16 protein-coding genes are annotated in these 18,398 nt (G+C 62.1%); 2 read left to right on the top strand and 14 right to left on the bottom strand.

All coding sequences use genetic code 11. The features are described 5' to 3' along the window. The first annotated feature begins 46 nt into the window (after positions 1-46). Together ACTJKF_RS08155 and ACTJKF_RS08150 are read left to right on the top strand one after the other, a co-directional pair. A complete protein-coding gene (locus ACTJKF_RS08155) occupies positions 47-892 on the top strand; it encodes a hypothetical protein (RefSeq protein ID WP_440623052.1) in 846 nt (281 codons plus the stop codon). Positions 893-915: 23 nt separating this feature from the next. Beyond that, positions 916-1,503, top strand: coding sequence for a hypothetical protein (locus tag ACTJKF_RS08150; RefSeq protein ID WP_440623051.1), 588 nt, complete (start codon positions 916-918; stop codon positions 1,501-1,503). Positions 1,504-1,683: 180 nt separating this feature from the next. On the opposite strand, the gene ACTJKF_RS08145 is transcribed toward ACTJKF_RS08150, so the two are convergent. The 14 genes from ACTJKF_RS08145 to ACTJKF_RS08080 all read right to left on the bottom strand — a co-directional run bounded on the left by ACTJKF_RS08145 (position 1,684) and on the right by ACTJKF_RS08080 (position 18,378). Next, positions 1,684-2,223 (bottom strand): gamma carbonic anhydrase family protein, encoded by a 540-nt coding sequence (locus ACTJKF_RS08145; RefSeq protein WP_109342682.1) that lies wholly within the window; start codon positions 2,221-2,223, stop codon positions 1,684-1,686. A gap of 34 nt (positions 2,224-2,257) precedes the next feature. Further along, positions 2,258-3,913 (bottom strand): MFS transporter, encoded by a 1,656-nt coding sequence (locus ACTJKF_RS08140; protein WP_440623050.1) that lies wholly within the window; start codon positions 3,911-3,913, stop codon positions 2,258-2,260. A 139-nt stretch (positions 3,914-4,052) separates the two neighbouring features. Beyond that, positions 4,053-5,534: an NADP-dependent succinate-semialdehyde dehydrogenase gene (gene gabD, locus ACTJKF_RS08135; RefSeq protein ID WP_440623049.1), complete on the bottom strand. Its 1,482-nt coding sequence runs from the start codon at positions 5,532-5,534 to the stop codon at positions 4,053-4,055. Between the two features lie 35 nt (positions 5,535-5,569). Continuing rightward, a complete protein-coding gene (locus tag ACTJKF_RS08130) occupies positions 5,570-7,135 on the bottom strand; it encodes a class I adenylate-forming enzyme family protein (RefSeq protein ID WP_440623048.1) in 1,566 nt (521 codons plus the stop codon). 83 nt (positions 7,136-7,218) lie between these two features. Further along, entirely contained in the window at positions 7,219-7,971 is a 753-nt protein-coding gene (locus ACTJKF_RS08125; RefSeq protein WP_124638255.1) for an SDR family NAD(P)-dependent oxidoreductase, read from the bottom strand. Next, the gene (locus tag ACTJKF_RS08120) at positions 7,955-10,399 is read right to left on the bottom strand and encodes a xanthine dehydrogenase family protein molybdopterin-binding subunit (RefSeq protein ID WP_440623047.1); all 2,445 of its coding nucleotides are present in this window, start codon (positions 10,397-10,399) and stop codon (positions 7,955-7,957) included. The genes ACTJKF_RS08125 and ACTJKF_RS08120 overlap by 17 nt, the downstream gene beginning before the upstream one ends. Continuing rightward, positions 10,392-11,153: an N-acyl homoserine lactonase family protein gene (locus ACTJKF_RS08115; protein ID WP_440623046.1), complete on the bottom strand. Its 762-nt coding sequence runs from the start codon at positions 11,151-11,153 to the stop codon at positions 10,392-10,394. Before ACTJKF_RS08115 ends, ACTJKF_RS08120 begins: the two co-directional genes overlap by 8 nt. After that, complete coding sequence (locus ACTJKF_RS08110) at positions 11,150-11,683, bottom strand: (2Fe-2S)-binding protein (protein WP_440623045.1); 534 nt, start codon at positions 11,681-11,683, stop codon at positions 11,150-11,152. The genes ACTJKF_RS08115 and ACTJKF_RS08110 overlap by 4 nt, the downstream gene beginning before the upstream one ends. Continuing rightward, entirely contained in the window at positions 11,680-12,558 is an 879-nt protein-coding gene (locus ACTJKF_RS08105; protein WP_440623044.1) for an FAD binding domain-containing protein, read from the bottom strand. The genes ACTJKF_RS08110 and ACTJKF_RS08105 overlap by 4 nt, the downstream gene beginning before the upstream one ends. 11 nt (positions 12,559-12,569) lie before the next feature. Next, the gene (locus ACTJKF_RS08100; protein ID WP_440623043.1) at positions 12,570-14,111 is read right to left on the bottom strand and encodes an enoyl-CoA hydratase-related protein; all 1,542 of its coding nucleotides are present in this window, start codon (positions 14,109-14,111) and stop codon (positions 12,570-12,572) included. Positions 14,112-14,149: 38 nt separating this feature from the next. Next, positions 14,150-14,572 carry an acyl-CoA thioesterase gene (locus tag ACTJKF_RS08095; protein ID WP_440623152.1) on the bottom strand — a complete coding sequence of 141 codons (423 nt, stop codon included), beginning with the start codon at positions 14,570-14,572 and terminating at the stop codon, positions 14,150-14,152. Between the two features lie 11 nt (positions 14,573-14,583). After that, on the bottom strand, positions 14,584-15,735 hold the full coding sequence (locus ACTJKF_RS08090) for an iron-containing alcohol dehydrogenase (RefSeq protein ID WP_440623042.1): 1,152 nt from the start codon (positions 15,733-15,735) through the stop codon (positions 14,584-14,586). A 586-nt stretch (positions 15,736-16,321) separates the two neighbouring features. After that, entirely contained in the window at positions 16,322-17,329 is a 1,008-nt protein-coding gene (locus tag ACTJKF_RS08085; protein WP_440623041.1) for a winged helix-turn-helix transcriptional regulator, read from the bottom strand. A gap of 59 nt (positions 17,330-17,388) precedes the next feature. Then, on the bottom strand, positions 17,389-18,378 hold the full coding sequence (locus ACTJKF_RS08080; protein WP_440623151.1) for an XdhC family protein: 990 nt from the start codon (positions 18,376-18,378) through the stop codon (positions 17,389-17,391). Positions 18,379-18,398: the final 20 nt, after the last annotated feature.

The raw sequence follows: 18,398 nt of genomic DNA, 5'->3' as shown, positions 1-18,398 counted from the left end.
ACAAATGTGCTATCTTAACTTCAAATGTTTCAATTTCGAGTCAGCCATGGAACCCAAGTCATTGACGCCATCGCACATCGTCCAGGATCTCAGTCAGGTTCGCCTTGCATTGATGGATTGTGCGCGGCAACTTCGATACGCGGCGCGAAACGTCCCTGGCTCTGGGCCCGATTCTCAGCGAACCGCAGCCCACCGCGCGAACTTGCCGCCGTTGCCGCAATTTCTTGGCTCCGTCGGCCATTTCGCGGACACACTGCTCGAAACGGCCGAAACGTATGCAGGTCATGCGATTCCCCCACTGCAGGATCATTGGAAAGCGCCCGTCAGCTTCGACGGCGGCCTGGAACGCATCATTCGCGAATCCGCGGATACAAAGCTGATCCGCCACTGCTCGGCACTTTATTACGCAGCCGCGAAGCGATTCATCCTGCACGCGGGTGCGACGGACGTCCTTATCTTCGAACACCGCATCAATGACGCATTCAGCAGCCTGCGCGGCGCGCACAACGTGTTGAAAGGCATATCGGAAATCCAGGTCGAGGCATCGCCGGATGAATTTTCCGACGATATCTGTCGCGCGTATTCCCGGCTCACGTTATCGCTTATCGACCGCCATCCGATTCGAAGCGCACGATTCGATGAATTGCCTGATGTCGTCGCGCCGTGGTGGCTGGTATCCGAGCCGAACGTATATGTTTTTCTATTACTCGGCATCACCGGGTGCGCAAGAATTGTTCAGCCTGCGGCGCTTCCGTCCGATCCCGACACGCTGCTTCGCTTCGCGGCGGATCTCGTAGGCGCGTCCGAATCGCGAATTCGAGCGGCATTGCGATCGAAAAATCCGGACGACGCGATGCAGCGCGAGTTTTCCAGAATTGTGAGCTACCTGTGAAGTCAATGCACCGGAGAAGCATCTTGGTAGACGAACACGAACCGATCGCAAGGTCCATACATCGCGTATGGTCGGCTCTCGCCAAACTGTCATCTTGCAGACTGCTTCTTCAGCAGTATTGCGACGACTACTCAAAAAATTCCGGCGTGTTGCTCGAGCTCGATGATCGACAGTTCACACAAGCGTTCGTCGCGTGGACTCAAATCCTTGAAGACAGCGAGTTTTACCTACACAAGAACGCGGCTGACTATTTTCAGTTCTGCATCGGCGCGCTGCTCGCCGAACTATTGAAATTCAAAGCCGTCCGAGACACATCGGTAACCGTCATTCCACATAAGAAACCGAGCAGCGAAATTGCAGACTGGTGGCCGACCGGATTCGCACTGACTCATTTTTGCGTTGAGCTCGTCAAAAAAGTATTACGGCAGGAATGTGGAAAAATCGTCGAACCGTCCGAAAAAATCGGACAGGTCAAGATCTGGCAATCGTATCGCGAGAATTTGCTCGAAGAGCCGATGCTGGCCATTGCATATTTCGACGACTTCATGGGCATAACGCCAAACTGGCGCACCCCGTACTATGCGGGTCACCGCACGGCGGGGATCGATTGATTCTTATGTGAATCGTGCAGTGCGCGCATGTCTACGGCGCACTGCACGGCTACGTTCGGTGGTGCCAACAACGAACGATTGCGGCACGCCGCCGCAAAGGTCGATCCTGACAATCGTCGATCGCCGTATTCCATTCGCGACGGTCGGTAGTTCTGTCGAATTTCGGCAATATCACTCGGCTCAGCCACCGATCGGCATATCGATCCGGCGTATCGTTGCCAAACTCGCTGCCGCGAGTTCGCAGTAGCGGTTCGTCGCTTCGACCTTCTCACGCAGTTCCGCTTCGGTCAGTACGCGGACGGTCCGTGCCGGCACGCCCATGACCAGCGTTCGTGCCGGCACCTCCATCCCCGACTTGACGAACGCGCACGCCGCCACAATGGCGGAATCTCCGACTATCGCGTCGTCCATCACGATGGCGTTCATCCCGATCAGCGCGTTGCGCTCCAGACGTGCGCCATGTACCACCGCGCCGTGGCCGACATGAGACCGTTCGCCAAGCAAACATGTCATTCCGTGCCCGACATGCAACGTACAGTTGTCCTGTACGTTGCTGTCCTCCCCGACACGAATGGCGCCAAAATCCCCACGTAGCGAAGCTCCGGGACCGATATAGCAACCGGCGCCGACGATCACGTCGCCGATGATGCTCGCACTCGCGTGTACGTAAGCGGACGCATGAACGCGCGGGGCCACGCCTCGATATTCGTATAACGCCATGATCCGCTCGACTCCGTATCGATATGTTGTCTGGTCAGTTTGCGCAGATATCGGTGCCGCGCGTCTCTCGCACGCACAAGATCCCGACGATCAGCGAAGCGGTCGCAATGACGATCGGATACCAGAGGCCGGAATAGATGTTCCCGTTTTCCGCGACGATCGCGAATGCGGAAGCCGGCAGGAATCCACCGAACCATCCGTTGCCGATGTGATATGGCAACGACATCGACGTGTAGCGGATCCGTGTCGGAAAATACTCGACGAGCATGGCCGCGATCGGCCCGTAGACCATCGTGCCGTAGATCATCAGGATCGCCAGCAGAAGGATCGCCATCGGCCAATTGATCTTGCCCGGATCGGCCTTCGCCGGATAGCCGTTATCATGCAGCGCACGCTGCAGCGCCCGATCGAAATCACGCCCTTGCGTGGCTGCGTCGGCGGATTTTCCATCGTATGACGAAATGACGCTGCCGCCGACGACGATCGCTGCCCGCTCTCCCGGCGCCGCCGGTTCGTTACGGTAGCTCAGCCCGGCTTTCGATAGCGCACTCTTGGCGATATCGCATGAACTGGTAAAGGTCGCCGTACCGACCGGATTAAACTGGAACGAACACTCGCGAGGAAATGCCTTCACCACAATCGGCGCATTCCGTTGTGCCGTCTCCAGCGCGGGATTGATAAAGTGCGTGAGCCCCTTGAACAGTGGAAAATACGTGGCGGCCGCCAGCGCGAAACCGATCAGGATGATCGGCTTGCGTCCGACTCGGTCGGACAATGAACCGAACGCGACATAGAACGGCGCCGAGATCACGAGTGCGATGGCAAGGATCACATTCGACGTCGAACCCTCGAGCTTGAGCGTCTGCGTCAGAAAGAACAGCGTGTAGAACTGCCCCGTATACCAGACCACTGCCTGCCCCGCCGTCAGCCCGAACAACACGACCAACACCAGCTTGAGGTTCTTCCATCGCCCGAATGCCTCGGCTACGGGTGCCTTCGAGCGACTGCCCTCGGCCTTCATGCGCTCGAATGCCGGCGACTCATGCAACTGAAGGCGGATCCACACCGATATCCCGAGCAGGACGATGGACATCAGGAATGGCACCCGCCATCCCCACGATGCGAACGGACCTTCGCCTGTCGTGGTTCGCACACCCAGAATGACCACCAGCGACAGGAACAGCCCGAGCGTCGCGGTCATCTGGATCCAGGCGGTCCACGCACCGCGCCGGTCATTCGGCGCATGCTCCGCGACATAGGTCGCGGCGCCGCCATATTCGCCGCCAAGCGCGAGCCCTTGAATCATCCGCATCGCGACAAACAGGATCGGCGAAGCGATCCCGATAGTGGCAAAGCCCGGCAGCAACCCGATGAGAAACGTCGAGCCGCCCATCAGGACGATCGTCACGAGAAACGTGTACTTGCGGCCTACCAGGTCGCCCAGACGTCCAAATACGATCGCCCCGAGAGGTCGCACCGCGAAACCCGCAGCAAAGCTCAGCAGCGTAAAGATGAATCCCGCGGTCGGGTTGACACCGGAGAAAATGTGCCTGCCAATGAACGTCGCCAGCGAGCCAGCGAGAAAGAAGTCGTACCACTCGAACACCGTACCTAACGAAGATGCGAAAACCACCCGTTTTTCGTCACGGGACATCCGCAACGCAGGCACTGCCACATTGACCGTTGACATGTCTAGCTCCTCCAAACCATTGGATTCATCGTTGTTGTTTAACTTTCATTACTGGACTTTATTGCGCGAGATTCCTCCATCGAAGCATTCACGATGAACCGGCACCGAAGCGTCGATGCACCCAGGTGCCGCCCGAGCGTCAGGCGATTCCGCCCACGCACAGATACTTGAGCTCGAGGTAGTCCTCGATGCCGTACTTCGATCCCTCGCGTCCGAGCCCGCTCTCCTTGACACCGCCGAACGGTGCGACTTCGGTCGAGATCAGGCCTTCGTTGATGCCTACGATGCCGTACTCGAGCGCCTCGGCCACTTTGAGCACGCGGCCAATATCTCGGCTGTAGAAATAAGAAGCGAGACCAAATTCGGTGTCGTTCGCGAGCGCGATTGCCTCGTCATCGGTACTGAACCGGAAAATGGGGGCGACGGGACCGAATGTCTCCTCGCGAAAGATCCGCATCGACGGAGTCACATCGGCAAGAATCGTCGGCTCGTAGTAGTTGCCGCCCTTCTGATGCCGCTTTCCGCCGACTACGACTCGCGCGCCCTTCGATATCGCGTCGTCGACGTGCTCCACAACCTTCGCGACGGCATGCTCATCGATCAGAGGACCGATCGCGACACCTTCCTCGAATCCGTCGCCGACACGCATGGATTGCACGGTCGCCGACAGTTTTTCGATGAACGTGTCATACACGCTGTCCTGAACCAGCAGCCGGTTCGCACATACGCAGGTCTGTCCGGCATTGCGATACTTCGATGCGATGGCACCTTTCACCGCCGCGTCGAGATCGGCATCGTCGAATACGATGAACGGCGCGTTGCCGCCCAGTTCCATCGATGCCTTCTTGACGGTCGACGCGCATTGCGCCAGCAGAACCTTGCCGATTTCCGTCGATCCAGTGAACGAGACCTTGCGGACGATCGGGCTGGCCGCCAACGTTTCGCCAATCTCCGCCGCCGCGCCAGTCACGCACGAGATCACCCCCTTTGGTACGCCGGCACGCTCCGCCAGCACGCAGAGCGCAAGCGCGGAGAATGGCGTCTGGCTCGCCGGTTTCAATACCATCGTGCAACCAGCGGCGAGCGCCGGCCCGATCTTGCGCGTCAGCATCGCCGCCGGGAAATTCCACGGCGTGATCGCAGCGCACACGCCGATGGGTTGCTTCAGCACGACGATGCGCTTGTCGCGCGCATGCCCCGGAATCGTATCGCCATAGACGCGCTTGGCTTCCTCGCCGAACCATTCCAGAAACGACGCGGCATAGCCGATCTCCCCGCGGCTTTCCGCAAGCGGCTTGCCCTGCTCAGCCGTCATGATCGCCGCCAGATCATCCTGATTCTCGATCATCAATTCATACCAGCGACGCAAAACCACCGCACGTTCCTTCCCAGTACGCGCGCGCCATTCGGCCAGCGCGGCATTGGCGCCGTCGATCGCGCGCAATGTTTCATCTCGCCCCATGCGCGGCACGGTCCCAAGCGACTGCCCCGTCGACGGATTGCGCACGTCGATAGTGCCCCCTTGGTCAGCGTGAATCCATTCACCTGCGATGAGGCATACATGCCTTAGCAATTCAGGATTCCGAATCGTTACCTGCCCGTTCAATGAAATTGTCGACATCAATATTTCTCCAGTCAGAGGATAGGCGTAACGTGTCAGACGTCGCCGTGCTCGGCCGGTTGTACGGCTTCGCGCAATTTGAACCGCATGACCTTCCCAGATCCGGTCCGCGGAATTTCCGTCGTCACATGAATCGCGGACGGCACCTTGTAAGCCGACAGATGGAGACTGCAGTGCGCGAGCAGCGCCGCGACATCCACAGCGCCCTCGGCTCGCTCGACGACGAACACCACCGGCACCTCGCCGAGATGCGCATGCGGCATGCCGACGACCGCGCAATCGTGAACGCCGTCGTACTCGCAGACCACCTCTTCGATCTCGGCCGGTGAGATGTTCTGGCCGCCCCGAATGATTACTTCCTTGAGGCGCCCCGTGATGGTGATATAGCCGTTCGCATCAAAGCGTGCCAAGTCGCCCGTGCGATACCAGCCGTTGCTCAATGCCGCATCGGTTTCCGTTGGCTTGTTCAGGTATCCCTTCATCACATTGGGGCCGCGGACGAGTAACTCGCCTTCTTCCCCGACACGGACATCGCGCAACGCAACAGGATCGACGACGCGCGCCGCTACGCCCGGCAGCGGCAGGCCGCACGAGCCGAATACGCGCGCACCGGTCGGCCAGTTCATCGTGACCATCGTCGAGGTTTCGGTAATGCCGTAGCCATCGAGCAGCTTCAGGCCGAACATGTTTTCGAATTCGCGATTCGTCGTGCCCGGCAGTATCGCGCCGGCCGACACGCACAATCGCAGCCCGGGCAGCGAGCCGCGCCCGTTCGCCCGCGCGGATTCGAGCAGGTAGTGGAACATCGTCGGCACGCCCGGCATGACCGTGAAGCGCCCGTCCGACAGCAGCCGCGGGATTTCGCTCGACGAATACTTCTCCATCAGATACGCGGTCGCACCGACTGCGAGCACGCTCAGCACGGAGAAGTTCAGCGCATACGAGTGATACAGCGGAAGTGCGCTCAGCACGCGATCGCTGCCCGTCAGGCCGGCAATCGGGGCCCAGCATGCGGCGGCGACCCACAGCATGCCGTGCGTCGACAGTAGCACGCCTTTGGGCTTGCCGGTCGTTCCCGACGTGTAGATCACGAATGCGGGATCGTCGATCGCGTCCGGATCCAACGGCTCGCTCGGGGCACCGCGCGCCGTCGCGACCGCAAACGGCGTCCCGACAACGGGCTGCGACGACCACGACACGGTCACGTATTCCCTGACCGTGCCGACAGAAGCACCGACCGCATGCAATTCCCGCTCGCGCGCGGCGCTCGTCACGAGTGCCGTGCAGCTTGCATCGTCCAGCCGATACTCGATCTCCGGTGAGGTCGCCTCGTGGCTGATCGGCACGGCGATCGCGCCCGCGCGAACACAGGCTAGGCAGCTCACCGCCCACTCGATCGAATTCGGCAGCACGACGGCGACGCAATCGCCGACTTGTACGCCAGCCCGCTGGAAGTGCGTCGCCAGGCGCGCCGTCATCGCCTCCAGTTCCGCATAGGTGATGGACGTCCGTGCGTCCTCGAATGCCGCCTTGTCCGGATTGCGCTCCTTATGGCGCTTGAGCAATTCGTGGACAGGCACAATAAGCTCGGTATGAATCACGTTTGTCTCCTGGAGCGCTGCCGTCGGATTCGGTCGGCGGCGCTGATATGTCAGTTGTCGGAAGGAAGCCGTGGGTTGCGCCGTCAGACCATACTGAAGCCGCCGCTGATGCTGATCACCTGACCGGTAATCCAGCTTCCCTTTTCCGATGCAAGCAGGACCGCCATGGGCGCAACATCATGCGGCTGACCGAGGCGTCGAAGCGGATAGAGCTTGACCAGCCGTTCCAGATTCGCCTCGAGAAATTCCGGATCGTGTGCAGTCTCGATCAGCCCGAGCGCGAGCGCATTTGCTGTCGTGCCCGAGCGGGTTTCCCGTGCGATCGACTTCATCAGCGCAATATTGGCCGCGCGCGCGGCCGCGCCGATCGCCAGGCCGGATTCTCCTACCCGCGACGAATCTCCTGTGATCGTGATGATTCGGCCGCTGCCTTTCTGTCGTTCGAGATGAGGCAGCGCCGCATGCGTGCAGTTCAGCGTGCCGTAGAGGCAGACGTCGATCTGCTTGCGCCATTCGTCCGGCTGGGAATCGAGAAAGCGCTTGCGGATGACGAGCCCGGCGTTGTTGACAAGGATGTTGAGACCGCCAAAGACCTCGACGGTCTCGTCAATCATCTGATCCACGGCCCGACGGTCCGAGATGTCACAGCCGATCGCCATCCCTCGCCCGCCTTGCGCGCGGATCTCGTCCACGACCGCTTCGGCTGCGGCCTTCGATCCGTGATAGTTGACGACGACGCTCGCGCCCTCGGCAGCCAGGCCCAGTGCGATTTCACGGCCCACGTCCCGGGCGCCGCCTGTGACGAGCGCGACCTTTCCGTCAAGTCTGAATTCCATCTTGTTGCTCCTTGATTGATTCAATGAGGGATGAATGAATGAGGCGGTACAGACGTTCGGGCGTCACCGGCAGCTCCGATATGTCGACGTTCAACGGCGACAGGGCATCGGCAATCGCATTCGCGATGGCCGCGGGCGAGCCGATCGTCCCGCCCTCGCCCATGCCGCGAAAGCCGCCCAGCGTGTTGGGTGCCAGTTTCTCGAGGTGCACGAGATCCAACGTCGGGACCTCCGGTGCCGAAGGCAGCAGGTAATCGACCAGGCTCGCGGTCAGCAGTTGGCCGTCGGCGTCGTACACGACTTCTTCGAGCAGTGCCGCACCGATGCCCTGTGCCACGGCGCCACGCGTCTGCCCCGCGACGATCAACGGATTGATCACCCGTCCGCAGTCCTCCGCGATCACGTATCGCTGAACGTGAACGCCATACGTGTCGGGATCGATTTCCACCTGAACGAGATGCGTCGACGAACTGGTCGTGCCTACCACCGGGTCGTACACTCGACTGACGCAAAGGTCCTCCCGGAACTCCAGCGGCACGCGTCCCATTTGCGAATAGAGCGCCTTTGCCAGCTCAGCGAACGTGAGACGGGCGTCGCGCCAGCGCACGCGAATGACGCTCTCGACCACGTCGAGATCCTCCGGCGACACGTCGAGCAGGTGGCCTGCGACGCGCAGCATCCGTGCACGAAGCTCGCGCGCTGCCAGCATTCCCGCCCCGCTGCTGATGACGGCCGTCCGGCTGGCATAACTGCCGGTACCGTGCGGTACTGCGGCACTATTGCCAGTGATCACGCGCAGATCTTCGATGCGCGCGCCGAGTTCGTCGGCCAGCACCTGAGCGAGTGTCGTCTCGTGCCCCTGACCATGCGATGCGCAGCCGAACGATGCCGTGACCGCTCCGGTCGAATCGAGCTGGATCACGCATGTATCGGTGCCGGTGTTGATCGGCATGCCTGGCGATGCCGAAATGCGCGAGCCGATGCCGGACAGTTCCGCATAGCAGGCGACGCCGATACCAACCCAGCGCCCTTCGGCACGCGCCTGCGCCTGTGCCTGCCTCGCGGCGGAGTAGTCGAACCGCTCCTTGGCCGCCTCGAGTCCTTCGATGAACGCCGATTGATCCCACACGATGCCGACCGGCGTCCGATACGGGAACTCCTCGGGACGCACAAGGTTGCGCAACCGCAACTCCGTCGGGTCCACTCCGAGACGCTTTGCCGCCAGATCCATCAGGCGCTCCATCGCGAATGTCGAGGTCGGGCGTCCGACGCCGCGATAGGGTCCGGTCGGCGCCTTGGGTGTCGTCACCCCGCGAACGTGTCCTTGATACGCGGGGACCCGGTACGGCCCGGGCAGAAAACTGATGACCTGTACCGGCTCGATGCCGGCGGTCCATGGATAGATCGAATACGCGCCCACATCGCCGATCACTTCGGCACGCAGCCCCAGAATCCGGCCATCGCTATCCAGTGCGAGTTCGGCATCAACCCGTTCGTCGAAGGCCTGGCTCGTCGACAGCATGTCCTCGAGCCGATCACCGCTCCAGCGCACCGGGCGCCCGACCTTTCGCGCGAGCACGCATACGAGCATCTCCTCCTGATAGACCGAGGTCTTGCCGCCGAATCCGCCCCCGACATCGGGCGCGATGACCGTCAGCCGGTTGCCCGGCATGTCAAGCAGATCCGCCATCGCGTCGCGCACAATGCCCGGTATCTGGCTCGACGTGTAGAGCGTCAGGGCGTCCCGGCCCGGATCCACTTCCGCGATATAGGTGCGCGGCTCCATCGCGGTCGGCATCTTCCGGTGAAACCGGAACCGGCCGCCAACGGTGACGGGCGCGTTCTCGAATGCTTCGTCGATCTCACCGCGCACGAACCGTCGTTCGACCAGCACGTTGCTCGTCAACCCGTCGTGCAGCAGTGGCGCACCGGGCTGTGCCGCCGCCTCGGCATCGGTCTCGACCGGCAGCGGTTCGTATTCGATCTCGATCTCATCCCGCGCATCCTCGGCAAGATAGCGGCTATCAGCGAGCACCGCGATGACCGGTTCGCCAACGAAGTGCACGACACCGTCCGCCAGCGCATGAATCGGCGTGGGTTGATAATCCGCCATGCGAGATACCGCGACAGCCGGCTTGACGAGGCCGGCCAGATCGGCCCACGCATAGATGCCGAATACACCTTCCATGCCGCGTGCAGCGTCGGCACGCACGGCGCGGATGCGCGCATGCGCCTGGTCGCTGCGCACGATCGCGAGATGAAGTGCATTTCCGGCCGGCCGATCATCGACATAACGTCCGAGTCCGGTGAGCAGTCTCGCGTCCTCGAATCGGCGCACCGGCTGCCCGACAAAACCGCCGCGCGGCTGTTCGTCGATGCCGACATCGGCGTCCGGCGGCGCGCCAGGATCACGACGCGGCTTACTCATACGCGTGAGCCCCCTTGCGAAGCGTCTCCCACTGTTGCGGATCGTGGCCGAAGATCACGCTCGCGCCATCTCGTTCGAGCCTCCGGACTTCATTGAGAGACGACAACGCGGCATCCGGGTCCCACGTGTTGCGCGGCATCACTTCGCGCGTCAGATTCTCGCGCAGCGCAACGGCGTCGGCAGCAAGCAGGAAGGCGCCGTCACGCTCCAGCGTCGCGAGCATGCCCATGCTCCCTGGCGTATGCCCCGGCAACGGGACCAGCAGCATCTTTCCATCGCCGAAGACGTCGCGCTCCCCGTCGATGAGTTCGGTCGGCATCGGATGCTCCCAGTCGGCGGGAATGTAGCCGCGTTGCAGTGCCTCCTCTCCCTGGGCGGCCGCCATCTCCTTTGCATGACAGAAGAACGTCGCTCTCTTGAAGAACGCATTGCAGCCGCAATGATCGGAGTGCAGATGGGAGTTGACGACTACATCGACATCGTCCGGCCCGAGCCCGAGCGTTTTCAACTCCGAGATGACGTTGTCTTCCGGTCCTGCGATCGGCGTCATGGCCTTCGCCATCGCCCCCCAGCGAGCGGCGGCATCGTCGACGACCTGCGGGTGGCATCCGGTGTCGAACAATACGTTTCCCTGACCATGCCGAAACAGCATGCATGCCACCGGCAGATCGATCGTTTCGCTTCGCTCGGCTTCCGGCAGATAGACACTCTTGCGCATCCGGAGCCGGCCGCCATTCAGAACATGCATTTTCATCGTTGGTTATCCTCGGTTGGCTCGGATCCGGCGGCCTGCCGCAATGCGTCGCGCGCCGTTACGCAAACACGGACGGCTTCGACGATGCCCTGGTAGCCGGTACAGCGGCAAAGATTTCCGGACAGCGCGTCGCGAATCTCGTCATCGCTATCGAGAGGGTATTTCTGCAACGCATCGGTGCAGGTCGCCAGCATGCCGGGCGTACAGAACCCGCACTGAAGGCCGTGATGTTCACGGAAAGCCTCCTGCAGCGGGCTTAGCGAATCGGGCGTGCCCATGCTCTCCACGGTACGCAGGTCGCAACCGTCGGCCGAGATCGCCAGCATCAGGCAGGACCGCACGCTATCGCCGTCGACGATCACCGTGCAAGCCCCGCATACGCCGTGCTCGCAACCGACGTGCGTGCCGGTCAGCGACAGGTCGTGTCGCAAGAAATCGGACAGAAGCAGGCGCGGTTCGACGCTGCGCTCGACGACCGTGCCATTGACGATCATCCAGACGGGCTTGCGGGCAATGTCATGTTCGGTCATTGCGCGACTCCTGAAGCACGGCACCATGCGCTGCGTATCGCGCGCCGCGCCAGCACGCCCGCGAGATGGCGGCGGTACGCCGGCGAAGCATGCAGATCCATGGCGGGAGACAGTCCGTCACACGCGATTTCCGCCGCCTCCTCCACGAGCGCGTCGGACAACGGCTTGCCGCGCAGGATCGCTTCCGAGTCACTGCGCCGCAACGGCGTGTCACCTACTCCCATCATCGCGACGCGCGCATCGTGAATCACGCCGTCGCGGACATCCAGCAGCACGCCCACGGCGGCCAGCGCAAAGTCGCCTGCGCGACGCGAGAATTCCTCGAAACACCAGCCGGTCCCGGGCTTCACGCCCGGAAAATCGACGCGAACGACCATCTCGTCATCGTCGAGCATCGTCGTGAGTGGCGCGACGAAGAAATCGGCCGCCGCAATCCTGCGCTCGCCGCGGGGCGAACGCGTGACGATCGTCGCATCCAGCAATCGCGCCAGCATCGGCAACTCCGCTGCCGGATCGGCATGCGACAGGCTTCCACCGATCGTGCCGCGATTCCGGATCGCGAGGTGGGCGACATGGCGCATCGTGTCAGGAATGATCGGAAAACGTCGGGCGACCTGGCGCGACGTCTCCAGCACGCGGTGACGCGTCAGCGCACCCACCGCGAGTCCGCCGTCATCACGCTCGCGCACGTAGTCGAGTTCAACCAATTTGCGGATGTCGACGATCATCGCGGGACGAACGACCCGAAAATTCAGCATCGGCATCAGGCTTTGGCCGCCGGCCATCAATTTCGCATCGCCGCGGCAGGCCACCAGCACGGCGATCGCCTCGTCGACGGAGTCCGGGCAACAATAGTCAAACGGTGCCGGTTTCATCGTTTCCTCCGTCAACGTCCCTGGAATTTCGCCGAGCGCTTTTCCGCGAATGCGGCCCGGCCTTCCCGATAGTCGTCGCTACTGGCTGCCGCCGCGATCATTGCTTCGGCTCTATCGAGATCCAACGCGCCGGTGCCCATTGCCATCCCGTTCAGCTGGTATTTCGCTCCCGCCAGGCTCAGCGGCGCGTTGGCCGCCATCGTTCTCGCGAACGCGCGCGCATCGGCCATCGGATCGCTCGTCCTTGCGCGCGGCTTGCCGCCGGTCACACGCTGCCACCATGAGAGCGGCGCAACCTGCGCGTCGTCTCCCGCGATCCGGTCCACGAATCCGATGTCGCGTGCCGCACGCGCGTCGAATCGCTCTGCGCCGCAGAGGATCTTCTTCGCTTGCGACACCCCCACCAACGACAACAGCTTTCGCGTTCCACGCACGCCGTAGATGATGGACAGGCGCGCCGCAGGAATGCCGAACGTGGCGTCGGGTGCCGCGAAGCGGAAGTCGCACGACATCGCCAGATGCGCGCCTCCGCCCAGGCAGTAGCCCCGCAATACGGCGATGGTCGGCTTCGAGATGTTCGCTATCGCATCGCAGCACGCATCCACCGCAATCTCGTACGCGCTCGCCTGGCCGGCGTCGGCGCGCACCTTCTCGAACTCGGAGATGTCGGCGCCGGCGCAAAAGTCGTCGCCCGCGCCTGCCAGCAACACGGCACGCACCTCGGGATTTCGTTCGAGAGCGGTCATGATCGACGGCATCGCAAGCCACATCCCGTATGTCATCGCGTTGCGACTGCGCGGCCGGTTCAAGGTGACGACCGCGATCTGATCGGAGATCCACACCTTGATCTTCTCGGTCATCAACGCATCCGTCACCTCCGCCTGAAGATCGGCCAGCGGGGCCGCAGGGATGCCGTCCGCTCCGGAGGAGCGAGCCTGCGGCGCAGCGCTGCCGACGGATTCCACGCGTTGCCGCGCCGCCGCGGGTTCGGCGGCGACGGCCAATTCCGCGTGAGCCGGCGCAACGAGCGGACGCTCGATCGACACGGCCGCCATCAGTGCATCGATGCCGATCGTCGATGACGACGTCTCCTGTTCGCCATTGGCCACTTTCGTGCCGACCTGCCTCGCGAACAGATCGAAGAAATCGTCCGCCGACTTGCGCGCCGCCGCATCGATCATTCGCGAGCCCAACTGCGCCAGCTTGCCGCCGACGTTTGCCTTGACGCCGTATCGAAGCAGCGTGACATCCGGCTCCAGCGCTTCGAGCGCCACGTCGATGTCGGCACGCGCGAAGCCTGCCGCGCCGCCGGACCCTTCACCCGTCAGCGTGTAACTGACGGGCGCAGTGATGTTGGACAACGTCACCTTGCCGGCGAACCGCGCCTTGATCGGCCCGACCTTCGACACCACCGTCGCGGTAAATTCGTTGTCCGCGCTCTTCTCGAGCACTTCGCACCCTGGAATGCTGGCCTGCAGCACCGCCGGATCGTTGAGCGCGTTCCACACGGTCTCGCGGGATGCCTGCAACCGTGCCTCTCCTGCCATTTCCATTTTTTTTCTCCTCCAGGACAACTGTCGTGACCGGCGCGTCAGGCCATCAACGACTGCAAGACTTGCCGAACATCGTGCGGAACCGGCACCGGGCCGTTCGTTGCCCGATCGACATAGACGTGTACGAACTCGCCGATCGCCGAAGCCGTATCAGCATCGTTGCGAAACAGCGCGACCTCGTAGCGCACGCTACTGTTACCGAGGTGCACGACCTTCATGCCGACGTGGACGACGTCGGGAAAGCCGATCGACGAGAAGTACGTGCAACACGTGTCGACCACGAGCCCGATGATCGGGCTGGTTGCAATATCGAGCACGCCACGTTCGATCAAATGCCGATTGACCGCCGTATCGAAGTACGCGTAATAGACGACGTTGTTCACGTGCCCGTAGGAATCGTTGTCGGACCAGCGCGTCGGGATAGCGCTGAAGTGCGGATATTGGGTGCGACGCGACGGCATTTTTTTCTGGGTCACAGAACCTCCTCGTAGAGCGCAGCCGCATCCTGAAGGGAAATCTCGCGCGGGTTGTTCACGAGCAGACGGGTTTGACGCATCGCGTCTTCCGCCAGTGTCGCGATATCGCCGCGGCTGATACCGACGTCCGACAGCCGCGTCGGCAAGCCGAGCGCCTTCGGCAGTGCAGTCAGCCGCTCGACCAGTGCATTCGCACGCGCACCGGTATTTCCCGTGACGTCGGGCATCAGAACGGCGGCAAGCTCCGCATACCGGTCGGCCGCCGCATCGAGGTTGAAACGCATGACCGCCGGCAGAACGAGCGAGTTCGACAGCCCGTGCGGAACATGAAAGCGTGCGCCCACCGGATAGGCCAGCGCGTGCACCCCTGCTACGGGCGCATTGGCGAACGCCAGGCCGGCCAGCATTGCGCCGAGCAGCATTGCCTGGCGTGCGTCGCGATTGGTGCCGTTGGCACAAGCCTCGCCGATGTTGGCGCCGAGCAAGCGAAGCGCTTCCTTCGCGAGGCAATCGGAGACCGGATTCTTCAGGCGCTTGCTGGTGTACGCCTCGATCGCATGAACCATCGCGTCGATGCCCGTCGCCGCCGTGGCGGCGGGCGGCAGGCTCAACGTCAGATCCGCATCGAGCACGGCGACGTCCGGCAGCAGAACGGGCGAGACAACGCCCTTCTTTTCTCCGTCTCCGGTCGTCACGATAGAAATCGGCGTGACCTCGGATCCCGTTCCCGCAGTCGTAGGCAGCAATACCAGCGGGAGCCGCGGCCCCTTCGCGACGCCCACGCCGTAGACGTCGTCGAGCTTTTCCGTCCGGTGCGCGAGAAGCGCCACCAGTTTCGCGACGTCGAGTGAGCTGCCGCCGCCGATACCGACCACGCAGTCGGCCCGGGCGGACACCGCCGCATCGGCCGCACTGTTCACAACGTGAGCCGGCGGATCGGCCTGCACGTCCGCATGCACCGTAACGGCCGTGCCGGCTGCCTCGAGGCTTTCAAGAGCCGGTTTCAGCAGACCGTTATCGACGATGCCGCGATCGGTCACGAGAAAGACCGCGCGACAACCCAGCCGGCCGACGATTTCCCCAAGTCGGGCCGAGGCGCCAGCCTCGACGATCGTAGACCTGTTCGACTGAAACTCAAATGCGTTCAATTTTGCTCCTCCACCCGATCACGGAATCACTGAATCGACGACGATGTCGTGACGACAAACTAACTTGCATAAATGGACTATAGTGAGTGAAATTCTGATTTGCAAGTCCCTTGTTCGACAACTTGTCATGTAGACGCCGCGCGGCTATCTAGCTGTGATTTACCGATTTATTGAAGCATTCCGCGCGGATTCGACCGTCGCTTTCGTGGGGAGCGCAACCGTTCCAATATGAAATCGCGAACGGAGAGATCGCTTGCATTTCCGATACGTTCCCAGTTGTTGTGTACTGGACATGCCTACACGGTTAACGTCCGCTGAGAGGTCGAATCGGGATGCGGCAAGTCCGCGCGGGCGACTGGATGCACGTGGCGACACGTGCAGTCGATCCGGCGCACCAAACCATGAGGAAGGGGAAAAAGGAGATGACGAGGCAAATCGGCACGCGCGCGGTCCGCCGGCGCGATTTGAACGAGACACCCAGCCGGCCGCCAGGCCCACCCGGCGAGAAGACAGCCGCCGCCATCCTGATGAATCGAACTGCCGCCGTACGCGCGCTCGGGCGCCAGGCGGCATCAAGAAGCGCGAGTCAGGCGACGTCGAGCTCTACCGGCAACGCATACCGCAGCACGTATGACATTTCACGCGGATCGAGTTCGGTGCCGCATTTGTCGCATACGACGATTGCATGAAAATCGTGGTCACACTCTCGGTGCCGGAGTTTCAACGGTGCTTTTCCCCCAGACAGCCACTTGTCACCCCAGGCCATCATCACCAGCAGCGGCCCATACAAGTCGCGGCCCATTTCGGTCAGCCGGTACTCGTAACGCTTCGGCTTCTCCTGATACAGCCGCTTCTCCGCGATACCCTGCTCGACGAGTCGCTGCAGTCGGTCCGACAGGATGTTGGTGGCGATACCCAAGCGCGACTGAAATTCGTCGAAGCGTCGAACACCGTAAAAGAATTCCCGGATCACGAGGAAACTCCAGCGGTCACCGATGATCTGCAACGTTCGCGCGACCGAGCATGGGCGAATGCGCTCGAGAACGCTCACGTCCGAATTCCGGCGCGAGCGCTTGCGTTCGGCGCTACGCTCCTCGCCGCCCGCCCCCGGCCCGTCGCGATAGTGGACGGACCTCGGGTCAATGCCGGCGTGGCAGTGCGAGCACACGACGCGCGGTGCGCAATCGCATTTGCAAGTCTTGTGAATGAGCTTCAACGGAGGCTGCGCGCCCCCCGCAAGCCAACGGTCGCCGAAGTCGAGCAGCGCGATCATCGTCGCGTAGAGGTCGCGGCCTTGCTCCGTGAAACGGTACTCGTGGCGGGCACCGCCCGTCGACGGAAGCTGTTTCTTCAGTATGCCCAGGGTCGTGAATTTCTTGAGCCGCTCCATCAGCGTGGTACGTGGCACCTGCAGGATGCTTTGGAACTGCTCGAATCGCCTGACGCCGAAAAAGCACTCCCGCAGCACCAGAAATCCCCACGCATCCGACAGTATCTCGACGGTTCTCGCAACCGACGAATAGCGCTCGATCGATGCAAAACGTGCATCCGACGCGCTGTGGCTCGACGATTCGAGCATGGCGGGTTTAACCATAAGTTAATCGAATAAATTTCATCTGACATTCGCGCAACGCTACACAGGTGCGCCTATCCCTATTCGATCCGTTGCAGCACCGATGGCGCATCGCGAAGCGTGTGCGACTGCACGACCGGCACGCCGTAACGGTGCGAAGTCATCTCTGCCATGATCGCCACCGCAATCTCCGGCGGCGTCCTGGCTCCGATGTGAAGCCCGATCGGACCATGAAGCGCTGCAACCTGCGTATCGGTCAAGTCAAACAGCTTGAGCCGTTCCCGACGCTTCGCGTTATTCGCACGCGAGCCGACCGCTCCCACGTAGAACGCCGGAGATTTGAGCGCCTCGATCAACGCAAGGTCGTCGATCTTCGGATCGTGCGTCAACGCCACCACGGCCGTGTTCGGATCCAGGCCGACTCGCTCGATCAGGTCGTCGGGCATTTCGCGAAATACTTCGGTATGAGCCACGGACCATTCCCCGAGATACTCTTCACGCGGGTCGCAAACGATGACGTGATAGCCCAGCGCCACTGCCATGCGCGCAACATATTCGGACAGTTGCCCCGCACCGATGATCAGGAGGCGATGGCTGGGCCCGTAACATGCGCGCAACGACACGCCGTCGAACGAGGTCGGGGCTGCCGAATCGGTCGGCGTGACGTCGGCTTCGCCGGTATTGGCGTTCACGTTGCGGATCACCGCCCGGCCACGCCTGACCCATTCCAGCGCCTCGTCCAGGCGCGACGATATCCGGACCGGTTCCACGAGAATCATCAGCGTGCCGCCGCACGGAAGACCGAAGCGATGCGCGTCGCCTGCCGAGAGGCCATAGGTTACAACGGTCGGCGTCGAGCCCGAAAATCCGACGCGCCACACGCGCTCGATCAGATCGTCCTCGAGACACCCGCCCGATACGGAACCCTTCACGGCACCATCATCACGCAGCGCGACCATCGCGCCGATCGGGCGAGGCGCCGAGCCCCACGTCTTCAGAACCGTGCCGAGCATCACCGCGCGCCCAGCGCGATGCCACACGACGGCAGTTTCCAGTACGTCTCGATCCATGTTGTCCAACGCAGTTTCCC

Origin of the sequence: Burkholderia sp. 22313 (assembly GCF_052045245.1) — a bacterium.
Classification (GTDB): domain Bacteria; phylum Pseudomonadota; class Gammaproteobacteria; order Burkholderiales; family Burkholderiaceae; genus Burkholderia.
The sequence above is the reverse complement of the archived record's forward strand: the minus strand, read 5'-3'. Positions and strand labels throughout refer to the sequence as shown.

What these genes read in the sequence shown, in the direction of transcription:
- ACTJKF_RS08155 (WP_440623052.1), top strand. Translation starts at nt 47, where the DNA reads ATGGAACCCAAGTCATTGACGCCATCGCACATCGTCCAGGATCTCAGT.
- ACTJKF_RS08145 (WP_109342682.1), bottom strand. Translation starts at nt 2,223, where the DNA reads ATGGCGTTATACGAATATCGAGGCGTGGCCCCGCGCGTTCATGCGTCC.
- ACTJKF_RS08140 (WP_440623050.1), bottom strand. Translation starts at nt 3,913, where the DNA reads ATGTCAACGGTCAATGTGGCAGTGCCTGCGTTGCGGATGTCCCGTGAC.
- gabD (WP_440623049.1), bottom strand. Translation starts at nt 5,534, where the DNA reads ATGTCGACAATTTCATTGAACGGGCAGGTAACGATTCGGAATCCTGAA.
- ACTJKF_RS08125 (WP_124638255.1), bottom strand. Translation starts at nt 7,971, where the DNA reads ATGGAATTCAGACTTGACGGAAAGGTCGCGCTCGTCACAGGCGGCGCC.
- ACTJKF_RS08120 (WP_440623047.1), bottom strand. Translation starts at nt 10,399, where the DNA reads ATGAGTAAGCCGCGTCGTGATCCTGGCGCGCCGCCGGACGCCGATGTC.
- ACTJKF_RS08115 (WP_440623046.1), bottom strand. Translation starts at nt 11,153, where the DNA reads ATGAAAATGCATGTTCTGAATGGCGGCCGGCTCCGGATGCGCAAGAGT.
- ACTJKF_RS08110 (WP_440623045.1), bottom strand. Translation starts at nt 11,683, where the DNA reads ATGACCGAACATGACATTGCCCGCAAGCCCGTCTGGATGATCGTCAAT.
- ACTJKF_RS08105 (WP_440623044.1), bottom strand. Translation starts at nt 12,558, where the DNA reads ATGAAACCGGCACCGTTTGACTATTGTTGCCCGGACTCCGTCGACGAG.
- ACTJKF_RS08100 (WP_440623043.1), bottom strand. Translation starts at nt 14,111, where the DNA reads ATGGAAATGGCAGGAGAGGCACGGTTGCAGGCATCCCGCGAGACCGTG.
- ACTJKF_RS08095 (WP_440623152.1), bottom strand. Translation starts at nt 14,572, where the DNA reads ATGCCGTCGCGTCGCACCCAATATCCGCACTTCAGCGCTATCCCGACG.
- ACTJKF_RS08085 (WP_440623041.1), bottom strand. Translation starts at nt 17,329, where the DNA reads ATGGTTAAACCCGCCATGCTCGAATCGTCGAGCCACAGCGCGTCGGAT.
- ACTJKF_RS08080 (WP_440623151.1), bottom strand. Translation starts at nt 18,378, where the DNA reads ATGGATCGAGACGTACTGGAAACTGCCGTCGTGTGGCATCGCGCTGGG.